The organism is Bradyrhizobium sp. (genome assembly GCF_030693485.1).
GTDB lineage: Bacteria > Pseudomonadota > Alphaproteobacteria > Rhizobiales > Xanthobacteraceae > Bradyrhizobium.
The window spans coordinates 25452-40985 of sequence record NZ_JAUYAN010000173.1 but is presented as its reverse complement, the minus strand read 5'-3'; the positions used below and the strand labels follow the sequence as shown (position 1 = coordinate 40985).

Below are 15534 nucleotides of genomic sequence, written 5' to 3'. Positions count from 1 at the left end.
AGATCGTGATCCTTGTCCTCGGCGACGCGGTCGGCGTTGCCGTGGCCTGCGATCGCGATCGCAAGACAGCTGTCGGTGACCTGGCGGTCGGCAATGATGGCGCCGTCGGCGCTGACGACGATGCCGGTGCCGTATTCGACGGTCTTGCGCGGCGGCGGGCCGGCGACCTGCGCGCCCGCCGGGAACGGGTTGAAGGCGCTCGACATCGCGATCACCACCGGCTCGACGGTGTTCTCGGTGGCCTGGTCGTACAGGATGGTGAGGATGCGGACCTCATCGCCCCTAAACGTCCCGCGCACATAGAATTTCTTCAGGCCCTGCAATCCCGACAGCACGAAGAAATCCGGCTTCACCACGGTGTAGTCGATCTTGCGCCCGGCGGGCTCCTTCTTCTCCTGCTCGGCGAGTTTGGCGGTGGTCGGATTGGCCTGCTTGCGGCGGGCCAGCTGAATCTGCACGGTGCCGGTGGCCGAAGTCCATCTGGCGCCATTGTTGTCGGAAGCTTGCTGCGGCACCAGCTTGGTCGGCACGCCAAGCCGCGCGCCGGTGCCGGGATCAGTGACGATCTTCCAGCCGACGTTTTCCTGCTTGCGCTTCGCCGTCTCGGCAAGCATGCCGCGTTCCTGCGGATTGAGCACGCCGGTCTGCTTGCTGCCACGGCCCTTCTGGAATTCCTTGATGGCGGCGACCATGCGCTCGCTGACTTCGCCCGTGATCGCGCCATTGTACTGCCCGACCCAGGCCAGATCGGACTGGATCGCCAGGCGCTCCGCCTGCGGCATCGCATTGGCGGTATCGGCCGGGGTCTGCAGCGCGGGGCGGATCGGTACGGTGGTGACGGGCTTCGGCCTGGCGCCTGCCGTGGCCGGCGGCGTCAACTGAGCCTGGGCGGAAGCCCCCATCGCCGCGAACATCAATGTTGCCGTCAGCAACGATCTCATGACAGGTCCCGGTCGATTGAAGTAAGCGTAATTAAGCACATCTGCCTGGTCGGCAACAGCTGCGCCATGGTTCAGGCAGGAGTATTGGTAGTGGCGATCAAAAAGGATCAAGCTAGATCATGCTGAGCGCGGAGGAACTCGAACGATACGCCCGCCACATCGTGCTGCGCGAGGTCGGCGGCCCCGGCCAGGCTGCGCTGAAGGAAGCCGCCGTGCTGGTGATCGGGGCCGGCGGTCTCGGCGCGCCGGCGCTGATGTATCTCGCCGCGGCCGGTGTCGGCACGCTCGGCGCGGTCGACGACGACCTGGTGTCGCTGTCCAATCTGCAGCGTCAGATCATCCATTCCACGCCGGATATCGGCCGCCAGAAGGTCGACAGCGCCGCAGGGCAAATCTATGCGCTCAATCCCCATGTCCGCTTCGCCGCGCACGCCTCGCGGCTGACGGCCGGCAATGCGATGGAGCTGATCGGCAGTTACGATCTGGTGCTCGATGGTTCCGACAATTTCGAAACCCGCTATCTGATTTCAGATGCGTGTTTCCTCGCGGGAAAACCGCTGATCACGGCAGCACTCGGCATGTTCGACGGGTCGCTGACCACGATCCGCGCGCATGAAACCAACGCCGGGGGTGAGTTCAATCCGACCTACCGATGTCTGTTTCCCGAACCGCCGCCGCCTGGCACGGTGCCGGCCTGCGCCGAAGCCGGCGTGCTGGGCGCGCTGGCGGGCGTGCTGGGATCGATGATGGCGCTGGAGGCGATCCGCGAAATCGTCGGCTTCGGCGAGGGGCTGGTCGGCCGGCTGTTGATGATCGACGCCCGCGCGATGCGGTTCGAGACCCTGCGCTACAAGCGCGATCCGTCCAATCCGCTCAACGGCGATGCGTCTGTCATTGTCGATCTGAGTGCGCACCGCTGAATATTCAGCGTGCCGCGGCATACTATATCTGGTGTTTTATCAGGTGCCCGTGATCTATCCGTTCTTTACATGGGGTTGTTTTGCGAATTTTTGCAAACGGCCCTGCCGGCCTCACAGCATGCTTGGCAACACGCGGTCCGGCGGCTTGTGGTTGTCGAGGAAGGTTCTGATGTTGATGATCACCTTCTCGCCCATCTCGACGCGGCCTTCGATGGTGGCTGAACCCATATGCGGCAGCAGGGCGACCTTGCCGGCCCTGGCCAGACGCACCAGCTTCGGGCTGACCGCGGGCTCGTTCTCGAACACGTCGAGGCCGGCGCCACCGATCTCGCCGGTTTCGAGCAGCTTGATCAGCGTGTCCTCGTCAATCACCTCGCCGCGCGCGGTGTTGACGATATAGGCGTCCTTGCGGATCAGCTTCAGCCGCCGCGCCGACAGCAGATGAAACGTCGCCGGGGTGTGCGGACAGTTCACCGAGATGATGTCCATCCGCGCCAGCATCTGGTCGAGGCTTTCCCAGTAGGTCGCGCCCAATTCGTCGGCGATCATGGGCGCGACGGGACGGCGGTTGTGGTAGTGAATCTGCAGCCCGAAGGCGCGGGCGCGGCGTGCCACGGCCTGGCCGATGCGGCCCATGCCGATGATCCCCAGGCGCTTGCCGCCGATGCGATGGCCGAGCATCCAGGTCGGCGACCAGCCCGGCCAGTTCTTGCCCTCGGTGAGGATCGAGGCGCCCTCGAACAGCCGCCGCGGCACCGCCAGGATCAGCGCCATGGTCATGTCGGCGGTGTCTTCGGTCAGGACCTTCGGGGTGTTGGTGACGGTGATGCCGCGCGCATGGGCCGCGACCACGTCGATATTGTCGACGCCGTTGCCGAAATTGGCGATCAGCCGCAGCTTGCAGTCGGGGTCCTTGAGAAGCTGTTCCGAAATTTCGTCGGTGACGGTCGGCACCAGCACGTCGGCGGTCCGCACCGCCTCGGCGATCTGTTCCGGCGTCATCGGCGTGTCGTCGAGATTGAGCCGGGCGTCGAACAGCTCGCGCATCCGGGTCTCGATCGAGTCCGGCAATTTGCGCGTGACAACAACGAGCGGTTTTCTCTTAGCCGGCATTTCCTGCTCTCACGAGTCTGTTGCTCGCCATCCCTTTACGTCGTCAAAAGCTTCGCCGTTGAGGCCTCATTAACCCGGTTGTTCGACACTGCGGCGTGCCGCGCGGTCCCGGTGTTTGGTAACGGTTTTGTTGTCGTTTTCTTGGGTTCCCCGATATTTCCCGCTGATTTCCGGCGAGAAATTCCGGGCGCGTCCTGGTTCAGAGCGTTCCGTCCTCTCTAGCAGAAGGCCGGGCCAAGACAAGAACCCCGACAAGGACCCGGGCCAACCGCCCGGAATGACAGATGGCGGGGCGAAATCGGTATCGCTGCGGCGCGATCGGGATCGCGGGGGCGGTCGGGCGAGTACAGGGCATTCCCGGTGTTTCAGCTCGAAGAATTTGAGTTGGGTTCTCGGCAGGAGACGAGTTGATGGCGTTGCGGCGTTTTTGCAAATTGGCGGTGCTCGCAGGCTGCATGCTGGGTGCGTCGGCCGGGCCCGGATTTTCGGCCAAGGAATCGGGCCAGACCACCAGCGGCCTGCCGCTGCCGCGCTATGTCAGCCTCAAATCCGATCATGTGAACGTCAGGGCCGGCCCGACCAAGGACAATGACGTGGCCTGGGTCTACACCCGCTCCGGCCTGCCGGTTGAGATCACCGCCGAATTCGAGAACTGGCGCCGGGTCCGCGATTCCGAGGGCGCCGAGGGCTGGGTCTATCACTCGCTGCTGTCGGGCCGCCGCACCGCCGTCATCACCATGAAGGCCAAGGACGAACTCGCGCCGCTGTACGATCGCGCCGACCCGGCCTCAGCCGTCGCCGCCCGCCTGCAGGCCGGCGTCGTCGCCCAGGTGAAGAAATGCTCCGCCGGCTGGTGCCGCGTGGTCGGTAACGGCTTTGACGGCTGGATCGAGCAGCAGCGGCTGTGGGGCGTCTACGCCGACGAGAAGGTGGATTAGGGCGCAAATTCTTAACGTCGTCCCGGCCAAGTGAGCGTAAGCGAACGCTGAACCGGGATCCATACGCCGCAGCCCATCGGTCAAGGCGATCGGTTGGTTGCCTTCCCTCAACAATTAACATCGGCGGTTATGGGTCCGGGCTGGGAGGCCGGGACGACTCGCTGAGGGAGCTCAGCGCTTCTTGCGCAGGCGCACGACCATGTCGACCCGGGCGATTTCGTAGCCTTCGGGCACATCCGGCATCTTCTGCAGCACCAGATGCGGGTCCGGAATGTCGACCAGCTCGTGGCTGTTTTCGAGATAGAAGTGGTGATGCGTCGTGACGTTGGTGTCGAAATAGGTCTTGGTGCCGTCGACGCTGACCTGGCGCAGCAGGCCGGCATCGGTCAGCTGGTTGAGGGTGTTGTAGACGGTGGCGAGCGATACCGGGACCTTGGCGAGGGTGGCTTCCTCGTAGAGCATTTCCGCGGTGAGATGGCGGGCGCCCTTGCCGAACAGCAGCCAGCCCAGCGCCATGCGCTGACGGGTCGGGCGTAGCCCGGCCGCCTGCAGCATTTCGTTGACGTCATGCCATGGGCAGCCGGTCAGCGCCGGCTGGTGACCCGCGGGGCGGGATGCAGGATGGGCGGCGTCGTCATTCAAAATCGAAGTGTCCACGCTTATTTCCACGTCAGGCACCGCACTCGCTGTCGCACTAATATTGTCATGGAATATAGAGGGAAATCCGTTAGATGCAAGTATTTCGCAACTAGAATGCCGCCATGGTAACTAGAACGATCCTAAGTTAAATGGAACCGGGTGACAGGCGCGGCGATTTACCTGGCGGTGGTGCTTGCCACCGGCGGGGCCTATGATAGAGAGCGCGCGGACTTAACTTTGCGAATCCGGCAAAGTCGAGCGCAGTTGGCCGCAGGACCATCCTGAACTGCGGTATTCGCGCCAACACGCGACAACTGGCGCACCTTCCTGCGCGAATCGGGCCCTTTTCGCTCAAAAGCACTCATCGGGACATTTGAGAGGCTGAATACGATGCTGGACCGGCGCGGCAGTTACGAATACGAGGATTTGCTGGCATGCGGCCGCGGCGAATTATTCGGTCCGGGCAACGCACAATTGCCGTTGCCCCCGATGCTGATGTTCGACCGGATTACCGAGATCTCGGAAACCGGCGGGGAATACGGCAAGGGCATCGTTCGGGCCGAACTCGACGTGAATCCGGACATCTGGTTTTTCGGTTGCCATTTCAAGGGCGATCCGGTCATGCCGGGTTGTCTCGGCCTGGATGCGCTCTGGCAGATGGTGGGTTTCTACCTTGGCTGGAGCGGCGGCGAGGGGCGGGGCCGGGCATTGGGCCTCAACGAGTTGAAGTTTACCGGCCAGGTGATGCCGAACGTTCGCAAGATTGTGTACAACGTCGACATCAAGCGCGTGATGCGCCTAAAGCTCTGGCTGGGCATCGCCGACGGCTGGCTTTCGGCCGATGGCGAGATTATCTATCGCGCGAAGGATCTGAGGGTCGGGCTCTTGAAGCAGGGAGCCGCGCTGCAGCCGGGGGCCTGAGGTTTCCTGCTGCGGCGTGCGGTTTGGACCGCTATCACACAAAACGGTAACGACAGGGCGAGGCGATCATGAGGCGGGTTGTCATCACGGGGATGGGCATCGTCTCGTCCATCGGAAACAACACCCAGGAAGTACTGGCGAGCCTGCACGAGGCGAAGTCCGGAATCACGCGCGCGGACAAGTATGCCGAGCTCGGTTTCCGCTCCCAGGTGCAGGGTGCTCCCACGCTCGATCCGGCGGGCGTCATCGACCGCCGGGCGATGCGCTTCCTCGGCCAGGGCGCGGCCTGGAATCATATCGCCATGGAGCAGGCGATCCAGGATTCCGGTCTGGAGCCGACGGACGTTTCCAACATTCGCACCGGCATCATCATGGGCTCCGGCGGACCGTCGGCCCGCACCATCGTGGAAGCCGCCGACATCACCCGCACCAAGGGGCCGAAGCGGGTCGGACCTTTCGCGGTGCCGAAGGCGATGTCCTCGACGGCGTCGGCGACGCTCGCCACCTGGTTCAAGATCAAGGGCGTCAACTATTCGATCTCGTCGGCCTGCGCCACCTCGAACCATTGTATCGGCAACGCCTACGAGACCATCCAGATCGGCAAGCAGGACGTCATCTTCGCCGGCGGCTGCGAGGAACTCGAATGGTCGCTGTCGGTGCTGTTCGATGCGATGGGCGCGATGTCGTCGAAATACAACGATACTCCCGCGACCGCGTCGCGTCCCTATGACGTCAGCCGCGACGGCTTCGTCATCGCCGGCGGCGCCGGCGTCGTGGTGCTGGAAGAGATCGAGCACGCGAAGGCGCGCGGCGCCAGGATCTACGGCGAAATCATCGGCTACGGCGCCACCTCCGACGGCTACGACATGGTGGCGCCTTCGGGCGAGGGCGCCGAGCGCTGCATGCGCATGGCCATGGAACATGTGAGAACCCCGATCGACTACATCAACCCGCACGCCACCTCGACGCCGGCCGGCGATCCGCCGGAGATCGAGGCGATCCGCAAGGTGTTCGGCGTCGGCGACAAGTGCCCGCCGATCTCGGCGACCAAGGCGTTGACCGGACATTCGCTCGGCGCCACCGGCGTGCAGGAGGCGATCTATTCGCTGCTGATGATGCAGAACGGCTTCATCTGCGAGAGCGCCAACATCACCGAGCTCGATCCCGTGTTCGCCGACATGCCGATCGTGCGCAAGCGCATCGACAATGTGAAGCTTGGCACCGTGCTGTCGAATTCCTTCGGTTTCGGCGGCACCAACGCCACCCTGGTGTTCAAGCGGATGGATGCGTGATCCTTTCATGCCCCGTGCATGCGGGGCATCCGGTAATCCGCGGCTGCTCGATTCATTCACCGACGTCTCTGCAATACTGCATCACCCGCTTTCGCGGATGATGACGATGGCAATAAAGGACAAGCGATGCAGGACCTGATGAAGGGCAAGCGCGGGCTGATCATGGGCGTCGCCAATGATCATTCGATCGCGTGGGGCATTGCCCGGGCGCTGGCGGCGCAGGGCGCGGAGCTGGCCTTTACCTATCAGGGCGATGCGCTGGGCAAGCGCGTCAAGCCGCTGGCCCAGTCGCTCGGTGTCGACATGGTGATTCCTTGCGACGTCGAAGACCTGGCCAGTGTCGATTCCCTGTTCGCCACGCTCCGGGAAAAATGGGGACAGCTGGATTTCCTGGTTCATGCCATCGGCGCCTCCGACAAGAATGAGCTGAGAGGCCGCTATGCCGACACCAGCCGCGAGAACTTTTCCCGCACCATGGTGATTTCGTGCTTCTCCTTCACGGAACTGGCCAAACGCGCGGCCGAGTTGATGCCCGAATCCGGCGGCGCAATGATCACGCTGACCTTCGGCGGCTCGATGCGCGTGATGCCGAATTATAACGTGATGGGCGTCGCCAAGGCGGCGCTGGAAGCCTCGGTGCGCTATCTGGCTGCCGATTTCGGCTCGCGCGGCATTCGCATCAACGCGATCTCGGCCGGACCGATCCGGACGCTGGCGGGATCGGGCATCGGCGATGCGCGCGCGATGTTCGCGTTCCAGCAGAAGCACTCGCCGCTCGGCCGCGGCGTGACACTGGACGAACTCGGCGGCTCGGCGCTCTATCTCCTGTCGGAACTGTCGGGCGGCGTCACCGGCGAAATCCACTACGTCGATTCCGGCTACAACATCATCTCGATGCCGCGGCCGGAAGAATTGAAGAACCTTGGGGAATAGGCCTCAAGAGTAGATTTCAGCATGACGGTGTACCGGGTTCAAGCCGATGACAGTCGTGAGCGCGATAAAGCGGGGGCTTCGGTCTACCCAGCCGCGATCTTCTCCGCGCGTTGAAACGCCGGGCGCGCCGCGCAGCGATCGAGATAGGCGTCGAAGGACGGGCGCGGCGGCACCATCTTGAACATCCGCACCGCGAAATTCAGCCCCGACCCGATGACGATATCCGCGGCCGAGAATGTGTCGCCGAGGATCCACGGGCCTTTGCTCACCGCCGTGTCGAGGACGTCGAACACGCGCCGCGCCTCGCCCCAGCCGGCAGCGACCGGGTTCATCTCGATCTTGGTGGCGATCTGCACGATCGCGGGCTCGATGCAGCCGGGCGAGAAGAACAGCCAGTACAGATATTTTGCGCGCAAGGGATCGCCGAGCGGCGGCGCCAGCTTGGCTTGCGGATAGCGCTCGGCCACATAGGCGCAGATCGCCGCGGCCTCCGCCAGCGTGGCGTCGCCATCCCCCAGCGCCGGCACCTTGCCCATCGGATTGATCGCGAGGTATTCGGGCGTCTTCTGCGCACCGGTGGCGATGTCGGTCAGCACGCGCTCGTAAGGCTGGCCGGTTTCTTCCATCAGCCACAGCGCGGTGAACGATCGCGTGCGTGGCGCCCAGTACAGTTTCATCATCGGATAATTCCCTGCTTCTTCCCTCGATACATGCCGAACCCGACAATCGGCTCGACCTGTGTCGTTTCTACAGGCAAGTCCCTGGCAAGAAAAAGGGGCGGCCTTTCGGCCGCCCCCAATCACTCTTTGTTGGTCGCCGCGCCGGCTATTCCGCCGCTTGCAGCTGCGGCGCAAGATCGAAGCGATCGGCATTCATCACCTTGGTCCATGCCGCCACGAAGTCTCTCGCGAACTTCTCCTTGGCGTCGGCGCTTCCATAGACTTCCGCGAGGGCGCGGAGCTGGGAGTGCGAGCCGAAGATCAGGTCGACGCGGCTGCCGGTCCACTTCACCGCCTTGGTCTTGCGGTCGCGCCCCTCATACCCGTCACCGGAGCCGGCCGGCTGCCATTCCGTGCCCATGTCGAGCAGGTTGACGAAGAAGTCGTTGGTCAGCGTTTCCGGCTTCTTGGTGAATACGCCATGCCTGGAGTTGCGGGCATTGGCGCCGAGCACGCGCAGGCCGCCCACTAGCACGGTCATCTCGGGTGCCGTCAGCGTCAACAGCTGTGCCCGATCCACCAGAGCTTCCTCCGGCTTCATGAACTGCGTCCTGGCGCTGATGTAGTTGCGAAAGCCGTCGGCACGGGGCTCGAGCGGTGCGAAGGAGGCGGTGTCGGTCTGCTCCTGCGATGCGTCCATGCGGCCGGGCGTGAACGGCACCGTCACGGTCAGGCCGGCATCCTTCGCCGCCTTCTCGATCGCGGCGCCGCCGCCGAGCACGATCAAATCGGCGAGCGACACTTTCTTGCCGAACCCCTTCCGGATCGCTTCGAGGCCGGAGAGCACCTTCGCCAGCTCCGGCGGATTGTTGACCTCCCAATCCTTCTGCGGGCTCAGGCGAATCCGCGCACCGTTGGCGCCGCCGCGCTTGTCGGAGCCGCGGAACGTCGAGGCCGATGCCCATGCGGTGGAGACCAGCTGCGACACGGTAAGGCCGGAGGCGAGGATCTTCGCCTTCAGCGCGGCGACATCCGCGGCGTCGATCAGGGGATGATCGACCGTGGGGATCGGGTCCTGCCAGATCAGCGTTTCCTTCGGCACCAGCTTGCCGCGGTAGCGCACGGCCGGCCCCATGTCTCGATGCGTGAGCTTGTACCAGGCGCGCGCGAACGCATCGGCGAACTGATCCGGATTCTCGAGGAAGCGCCGCGAGATCTTCTCGTAGGCCGGGTCGAAGCGCAGAGCGAGGTCCGTGGTCAGCATGGTCGGAACGTGCTTCTTCGACTTGTCGAACGCGTCCGGAATCGTGGGCTCGGCGCCCTTTGCCTTCCATTGTTGCGCGCCGGCACGGCTCTTGGTCAGCTCCCATTCGAAGTTGAACAGGTTCTCGAAGAAGTGGTTGCTCCACTTCGTCGGCGTCTGCGACCATGTCACTTCAGGACCGCCGGTGATGGCGTCGGCGCCGATGCCGGTGCCGTGTTTGCTCTTCCAGCCGAGGCCCTGATCCTCGATGGCGCCGCCTTCCGGGTCCGCACCGATCAGCGACGGATCGCCGGCGCCGTGCGTCTTGCCGAAGGTGTGGCCGCCGGCGATCAGTGCGACGGTTTCTTCGTCGTTCATCGCCATGCGGAAGAAGGTCTCGCGGATGTCCTTCGCCGACTTGACCGGATCAGGATTGCCGTTCGGGCCTTCCGGATTGACGTAGATCAGGCCCATCTGCACCGCGCCGAGCGGTTCGGAGAGCTCGCGTTCGCCGCTGTAGCGTTCATCGCCCAGCCAGGTACCTTCGGGACCCCAATACAGCTCTTCAGGCTCCCACACATCGGCGCGGCCGCCGGCGAATCCGAACGTCTTGAAGCTCATCGATTCCAGCGCGACGTTGCCGACGAGAACGAAAAGATCCGCCCAGGACAGCTTGCTGCCGTACTTCTGCTTGATCGGCCACAGCAGCCGGCGCGCCTTGTCGAGGTTCGCGTTGTCGGGCCACGAGTTGAGCGGCGCAAAGCGCTGCTGGCCGGCGCCGGCGCCGCCACGGCCGTCGGTGATGCGGTAGGTGCCGGCGCTGTGCCAGGCCAAACGGACGAACAGTCCGCCGTAGTGACCGAAATCGGCCGGCCACCACTCCTGACTGTCGGTCATCAGGGCATGCAGGTCCTTGATCACGGCGTCGAGGTCGAGGCTTTCAAACTCCTTGGCATAGTCGAAGCCCTTGCCCATCGGATCAGCGGAAGGGTGGCGCGAATGCAGCACGCCGATATCGAGGTGCTCGGGCCACCAGTCGCGGTTGCTGTGTCCGCGGCTGCCGCCGGTGAACGGGCACTTGCCCGCGCTGTCGTCAGTCTTCTTGTCCATGTTTCTCTCCGATCGTGCTGTGTAATTTTGTCGGGTCGCTCCGCGTGGAGCGACGGGTGATGGGTTCTGTGGCCGGCTTCGGTTGCCCGCGCCGGCGGTTATCGGGGGCGGTCAGCCATGGCTGTCGTTCCTTCCGGCAGGTGGGGCGGAGCCCGCATTTGACCAAGGGGGAGGCCGCGGGCGCATTGATCTGGAGCAACCACGTCAGCCGGATCCGCAGGGGTGCTCGTTGCCTTCAGTCAATTCGCTGCATCGCCACCTTGGAAGATATCTAAGATCAGGTCCAGTCGAATTGTCTTGGTCTCTCGATCAGTTTATCTGATCGATATGATCACGCTCCGACAGCTACGTTATCTTTCGGCACTGGCCAAACACGGCCATTTCGGCCGCGCCGCCGAGGCCTGCGCCGTCACCCAGCCCGCGCTGTCGATGCAGATCCGCGATCTGGAACGCACCCTCGGTGTCGCCGTGGTGGAGCGGCGGCCCGGCGATGTGATGCTGACCGATGTCGGACGCGAGATCGCGCGGCGCGGCGAGGAGGTGTTGACGGCCTCGCGCGATCTGGTCGACTTCGCCCGCCACCGCAGCGGTCTCCTGACCGGGCGGCTGACGCTCGGCGTCATTCCCTCGCTGGCGCCCTATCTGCTGCCGCGGATTCTTCCGTTGTTGCAGAGTCGGTTTCCGGAACTGCAGCTGGAGCTGCGCGAAACCCAGACAAGGCAGTTGATCGAGGACATCAAGAGCGGCGCGCTCGATGCCGCCATGCTCGCGCTGCCGGTGGCCGAGCCCGACATCGATACGATTACGCTGTTCGAGGATCTGTTCCTGCTGGCGGTGCCGGCGAGCGATCCGCGAAAGGAGACCGCGCGGGTGGCCGCGGAAGATATCGACCAGAGTCGGCTGATCCTGCTTGAGGACGGTCACTGCCTGCGCGACCAGGCGCTGGCGTTCTGCGCCAACGCGACGCGCGTCCGCAGCGGTGCTGGCGGGGGCACCGTGTTCGGCGCCAGCAGCCTGAATACGGTGATGCAGATGGTCGCGGGCGGTTACGGCGTCACGCTGATTCCGCAGATCGCCGCCGATGTCGAGCGGCGCGACGCCCGCGTCAAATTCCTGCGGCTGGAAGACCCGCAGCCCGGCCGCAGCATCGGCCTCGTGTACCGCCGCACCTCGCCGCGGAAGGCGGACTTTGCCGCGTTGGGCGAGGTGGTGAAGGAGAGTGTTGGAGAGTCTCGTGCCCCGGAACGCGGCGCAGCGTGAAACGTTGCGCCGCTGAGCCGGGGCCTTCTTCTCCCTCTCCCGCGCTTGCGGGGGAGGGCCGGGGTGGGGGTACCTCAGCGGGTACACTGCTTGCAGATAACGGATGAGAGAGCCCCCACCCTAACCCTCCCCCGCAAGCGCGGGAGAGGGGACAGACCGTGCGGTGCCGTGCGACTGAACTCAAACCCCCAGTGTGCCGGCCTTGGCGGCGGCGTAGCGCTCGGCGACCTTGGTCCAGTTCACCGTGTTCCACCATGCCTTGAGGTAATCGGCGCGGCGGTTCTGGTAGTTGAGATAATAGGCATGCTCCCAGACGTCGTTGCCCATCAAGGCGCGCTTGCCGTCCATGATCGGATTGTCCTGGTTCGGACGGGTTTCGATCGCGAGCTTGCCTTCCTTGGAGACGGTGACGAACACCCAGCCCGAGCCGAACTGGCGGCCGCCCGCGGCGTTGAAGTCGGTCTGGAATTTTTCCATGCCGCCGAGGTCCTTGTCGATCGCGGCCAGCACCTCGCCCTCGGGCTTGCCGCCGTTCGGTCCCATGATCTCCCAGAACATGGTGTGGTTGGCGTGGCCGCCGAGGTTGTTGCGAACAGCGAATTTGATGTCGTCGTTCAGCGCGTTGATGTTGCCGAGCACGTTCGGGATGGCAGCAGTGCCGAGCTGCGGATTGGTCTTGGCCAGATTGTTGAGATTGGTGATGAACGCCTGATGATGCCGGCCATGATGGATTTCCATGGTCTTGGCGTCGATGTGCGGTTCGAACGCATTGGTTGGATAGGTCAGCGGCGGGAGTACGAAGGGGCCTGCGGCCGCCGGCGCGGCAGCGGGAGCCGCGGCGGGCGCCTGGGCAAACACAGCGCGTGGCGCGGCGGCGACGGCAGCGATGCCTGCGGCCATCGTGACCAGATGGCGACGAGAAATGGCGGACATGAGAGGTCTCCCTGGCTTTGGCGAGCATGGTTGCTCGATTGAGGAACATGGTAACGAACGGCACCGGCGGTTGAGGCCGGATGGGCCCGACTGCCGGCCGCCTGTGGCCGAAAGAACGCGCGAATATCAATTACGTGCCGGGCGTACCGGTGGATTCGGTCCTCCCTGCGGCGTAAGCGCGCATGCCGGTCATCGATATGGCATCGGTGGAATGCTTTTAGCCAGCAAAAAGGGCGGCTGAAAAGCCGCCCTTCGTTGTCAGGCACAGTTGCGACGATTACTCGCCGGCGGCTTCGCGCGCCGGAGCCTCGGTCTTCTGGCTGGCTTCCAGGTCTTCGCCGGTGGTCTGGTCGACCGCCTTCATCGACAAGCGGGTCTTGCCGCGATCGTCGAAGCCGAGCAGCTTGACCTTGACCTTGTCGCCTTCCTTGACGACGTCGGAGGTCTTCTGCACGCGGTTGGCCGCGAGCTGGCTGATGTGGACGAGACCGTCCTTGGCGCCGAAGAAGTTCACGAATGCGCCGAACTCCATCACCTTGACCACGGTGCCGTCATAGATCTGGCCGAGCTCCGGATCGGAAGCGATCGACTTGATCCACTTGATCGCCGCCTTGATCGATTCGCCGTCGGCGGAAGCGACCTTCACGGTGCCGTCGTCGTCGATGTTGACCTTGGCGCCGGTTTTCTCGACGATCTCGCGGATCACCTTGCCGCCGGTGCCGATCACTTCACGGATCTTGTCGGTCGGGATCTTGAAGGTCTCGATGCGCGGCGCGTATTCGCCGAGCTCGGCGCGGGCGTTGGTGAGCGCCTTCGACATCTCGCCGAGGATGTGGATACGGCCATCCTTGGCCTGGCCGAGTGCGACCTTCATGATCTCCTCGGTAATGCCGGCGATCTTGATGTCCATCTGCAGCGAGGTGATGCCGACGTCGGTGCCGGCGACCTTGAAGTCCATGTCGCCGAGATGATCCTCGTCGCCGAGGATGTCGGACAGCACCGCAAAGCGCGAACCTTCCAGGATGAGGCCCATGGCGATGCCCGCCGTCGGCCGCTTCAGGGGAACGCCGGCATCCATCAGCGCCAGCGAGGCGCCGCACACCGATGCCATCGACGACGATCCGTTCGACTCGGTGATCTCCGAGACCACACGCACCGTGTAGGGGAATTCGTGGTGCGGCGGCAGAACCGGGTGGATCGCGCGCCAGGCCAATTTGCCGTGACCGATTTCACGCCGCTTGGTGCCGCCCATGCGTCCGGTTTCACCGACCGAGTAGGGAGGGAAGTTGTAATGGAGCAGGAACTGCTCCTTGTAGGTGCCCGACAGCGAGTCGATGTACTGCTCGTCCTCGCCGGTGCCGAGCGTGGTCACCACCATCGCCTGGGTTTCACCGCGGGTGAACAGCGCCGAGCCGTGGGCGCGCGGCAGCACGCCGACTTCGGCGATGATCTGACGCACGGTCTTGGAGTCGCGGCCGTCGATGCGCTTGCCGGTGTCGAGGATGTTCCAGCGAACGATCTTGGCTTCCAGCTCCTTGAACACGCCGGCGATGCGCAGCTTGTCGTATTTCGGCTCCTGGCCTTCCGGGAAGAAGTGCGCCATGACCTTTTCCTTGGCCTTGCCGACCGCCGCGTAGCGGTCCTGCTTGATCGGGATGGCGTAGGCGGCGCGCAGCTCGGCTTCGATCAGTCCGAGGATTTCCTTCTCCAGCACGCTTTCGTCGACGACCTTGACGTCGCGCGGTTCCTTGGCGGCCTTCTCGGCGAGTTCGATGATCGCGTTGACCACCGGCTGGAAATGCCGGTGTCCGAACATCACGGCGCCGAGCATGATGTCTTCGTTGAGTTCCTTGGCTTCGGATTCCACCATCAGCACGGCGTCGGCGGTGCCGGCGACGACGAGGTCGAGCTGGGTTTCGACCATCTCGTCGAGCGTCGGGTTCAGCACGTACTCGTCATTGATGAAGCCGACGCGGGCGGCGCCGATCGGACCCTTGAACGGGGCTCCGGAAATGGTCAGCGCCGCGGAGGCGGCAACCAGCGCCAGAATGTCGGGGTCGTTCTCCATGTCGTGCGACAGCACGGTGACGATGACCTGGGTCTCGTTGCGCCAGCCATCGACGAATAGCGGACGGATCGGACGGTCGATCAGGCGGGAGACCAGCGTTTCCTTCTCGGTCGGCCGGCCCTCGCGCTTGAAGTAACCGCCGGGAATGCGTCCCGCAGCGTAGGTCTTCTCGATGTAGTCGACGGTCAGCGGCAGGAAGTCGACGCCGTCGCGGGCGTTCTTGGCGGCCACCACGGTGGCGAGCACTACGGTCTCTCCGTAGGTGGCGAGCACGGCGCCATCGGCCTGACGGGCGATCTTGCCGGTTTCAAGCCTGAGGGGACGCCCACCCCAGTCGATTTCGACTGAATGAATATTGAACATGTAGGTCTTCTTTCATGGGTTTACGAAAGAACGGCAGCCCAGAAACACAAAGACCATGCGCAAGATTGCTAGACGCTGATCACGATACGAGATCAGCGTCTAGCGATCCTGCCATGGTCTTTACATTTCGGATGGCGTCCATCCCTTCGGTAGTACGGGCATCTTGCCCCGCCCAGCTGCCGGATTGCTGCTGGACGTGTC

Annotated in this window: 13 protein-coding genes; 6 read left to right on the top strand and 7 right to left on the bottom strand. The window is 64.0% G+C overall.

The features are described from left to right. Positions 1-941: peptidoglycan-binding domain-containing protein (locus Q8N40_RS12650; protein WP_305712059.1), on the bottom strand; the 941-nt coding region annotated here is incomplete at its 3' end. Positions 942-1060: 119 nt separating this feature from the next. Between Q8N40_RS12650 and Q8N40_RS12645 the strand changes: the two genes are divergently transcribed. After that, positions 1061-1861, top strand: a complete 801-nt coding sequence (locus tag Q8N40_RS12645; protein WP_305712058.1) for a molybdopterin-synthase adenylyltransferase MoeB — start codon at positions 1061-1063, stop codon at positions 1859-1861. Positions 1862-1972: 111 nt separating this feature from the next. On the opposite strand, the gene Q8N40_RS12640 is transcribed toward Q8N40_RS12645, so the two are convergent. Further along, positions 1973-2974, bottom strand: coding sequence for a D-glycerate dehydrogenase (locus tag Q8N40_RS12640; protein WP_305712057.1), 1002 nt, complete (start codon positions 2972-2974; stop codon positions 1973-1975). A gap of 410 nt (positions 2975-3384) precedes the next feature. Between Q8N40_RS12640 and Q8N40_RS12635 the strand changes: the two genes are divergently transcribed. Continuing rightward, on the top strand, positions 3385-3912 hold the full coding sequence (locus Q8N40_RS12635) for an SH3 domain-containing protein (RefSeq protein WP_305712056.1): 528 nt from the start codon (positions 3385-3387) through the stop codon (positions 3910-3912). A gap of 171 nt (positions 3913-4083) precedes the next feature. On the opposite strand, the gene irrA is transcribed toward Q8N40_RS12635, so the two are convergent. Beyond that, positions 4084-4569 (bottom strand): iron response transcriptional regulator IrrA, encoded by a 486-nt coding sequence (gene irrA / locus Q8N40_RS12630; RefSeq protein WP_305712055.1) that lies wholly within the window; start codon positions 4567-4569, stop codon positions 4084-4086. Positions 4570-4941: 372 nt separating this feature from the next. Here irrA and fabA point away from each other — a divergent pair, with 372 nt between their 5' ends. From fabA to fabI, 3 genes are all read left to right on the top strand, one after another. Then, a complete protein-coding gene (gene fabA / locus Q8N40_RS12625) occupies positions 4942-5472 on the top strand; it encodes a 3-hydroxyacyl-[acyl-carrier-protein] dehydratase FabA (protein WP_305321977.1) in 531 nt (176 codons plus the stop codon). Between the two features lie 68 nt (positions 5473-5540). Further along, positions 5541-6764: a beta-ketoacyl-ACP synthase I gene (gene fabB, locus Q8N40_RS12620; protein ID WP_305712054.1), complete on the top strand. Its 1224-nt coding sequence runs from the start codon at positions 5541-5543 to the stop codon at positions 6762-6764. Positions 6765-6890: 126 nt separating this feature from the next. Further along, complete coding sequence (gene fabI, locus Q8N40_RS12615; protein WP_305712053.1) at positions 6891-7697, top strand: enoyl-ACP reductase FabI; 807 nt, start codon at positions 6891-6893, stop codon at positions 7695-7697. 83 nt (positions 7698-7780) lie between these two features. Here the strand turns inward: fabI and Q8N40_RS12610 are convergent, their stop codons facing one another. Further along, a complete protein-coding gene (locus tag Q8N40_RS12610; RefSeq protein ID WP_305321974.1) occupies positions 7781-8377 on the bottom strand; it encodes a glutathione S-transferase family protein in 597 nt (198 codons plus the stop codon). A gap of 145 nt (positions 8378-8522) precedes the next feature. Beyond that, positions 8523-10709: a catalase/peroxidase HPI gene (gene katG, locus Q8N40_RS12605; RefSeq protein WP_305712052.1), complete on the bottom strand. Its 2187-nt coding sequence runs from the start codon at positions 10707-10709 to the stop codon at positions 8523-8525. 327 nt (positions 10710-11036) lie between these two features. Here katG and Q8N40_RS12600 point away from each other — a divergent pair, with 327 nt between their 5' ends. Then, entirely contained in the window at positions 11037-11969 is a 933-nt protein-coding gene (locus Q8N40_RS12600; RefSeq protein ID WP_305712051.1) for a LysR substrate-binding domain-containing protein, read from the top strand. Between the two features lie 180 nt (positions 11970-12149). On the opposite strand, the gene Q8N40_RS12595 is transcribed toward Q8N40_RS12600, so the two are convergent. Beyond that, a complete protein-coding gene (locus Q8N40_RS12595) occupies positions 12150-12902 on the bottom strand; it encodes a superoxide dismutase (RefSeq protein ID WP_305321971.1) in 753 nt (250 codons plus the stop codon). Between the two features lie 277 nt (positions 12903-13179). After that, on the bottom strand, positions 13180-15333 hold the full coding sequence (pnp, locus tag Q8N40_RS12590) for a polyribonucleotide nucleotidyltransferase (RefSeq protein WP_305321970.1): 2154 nt from the start codon (positions 15331-15333) through the stop codon (positions 13180-13182). Between the last annotated feature and the right edge of the window lie 201 nt (positions 15334-15534).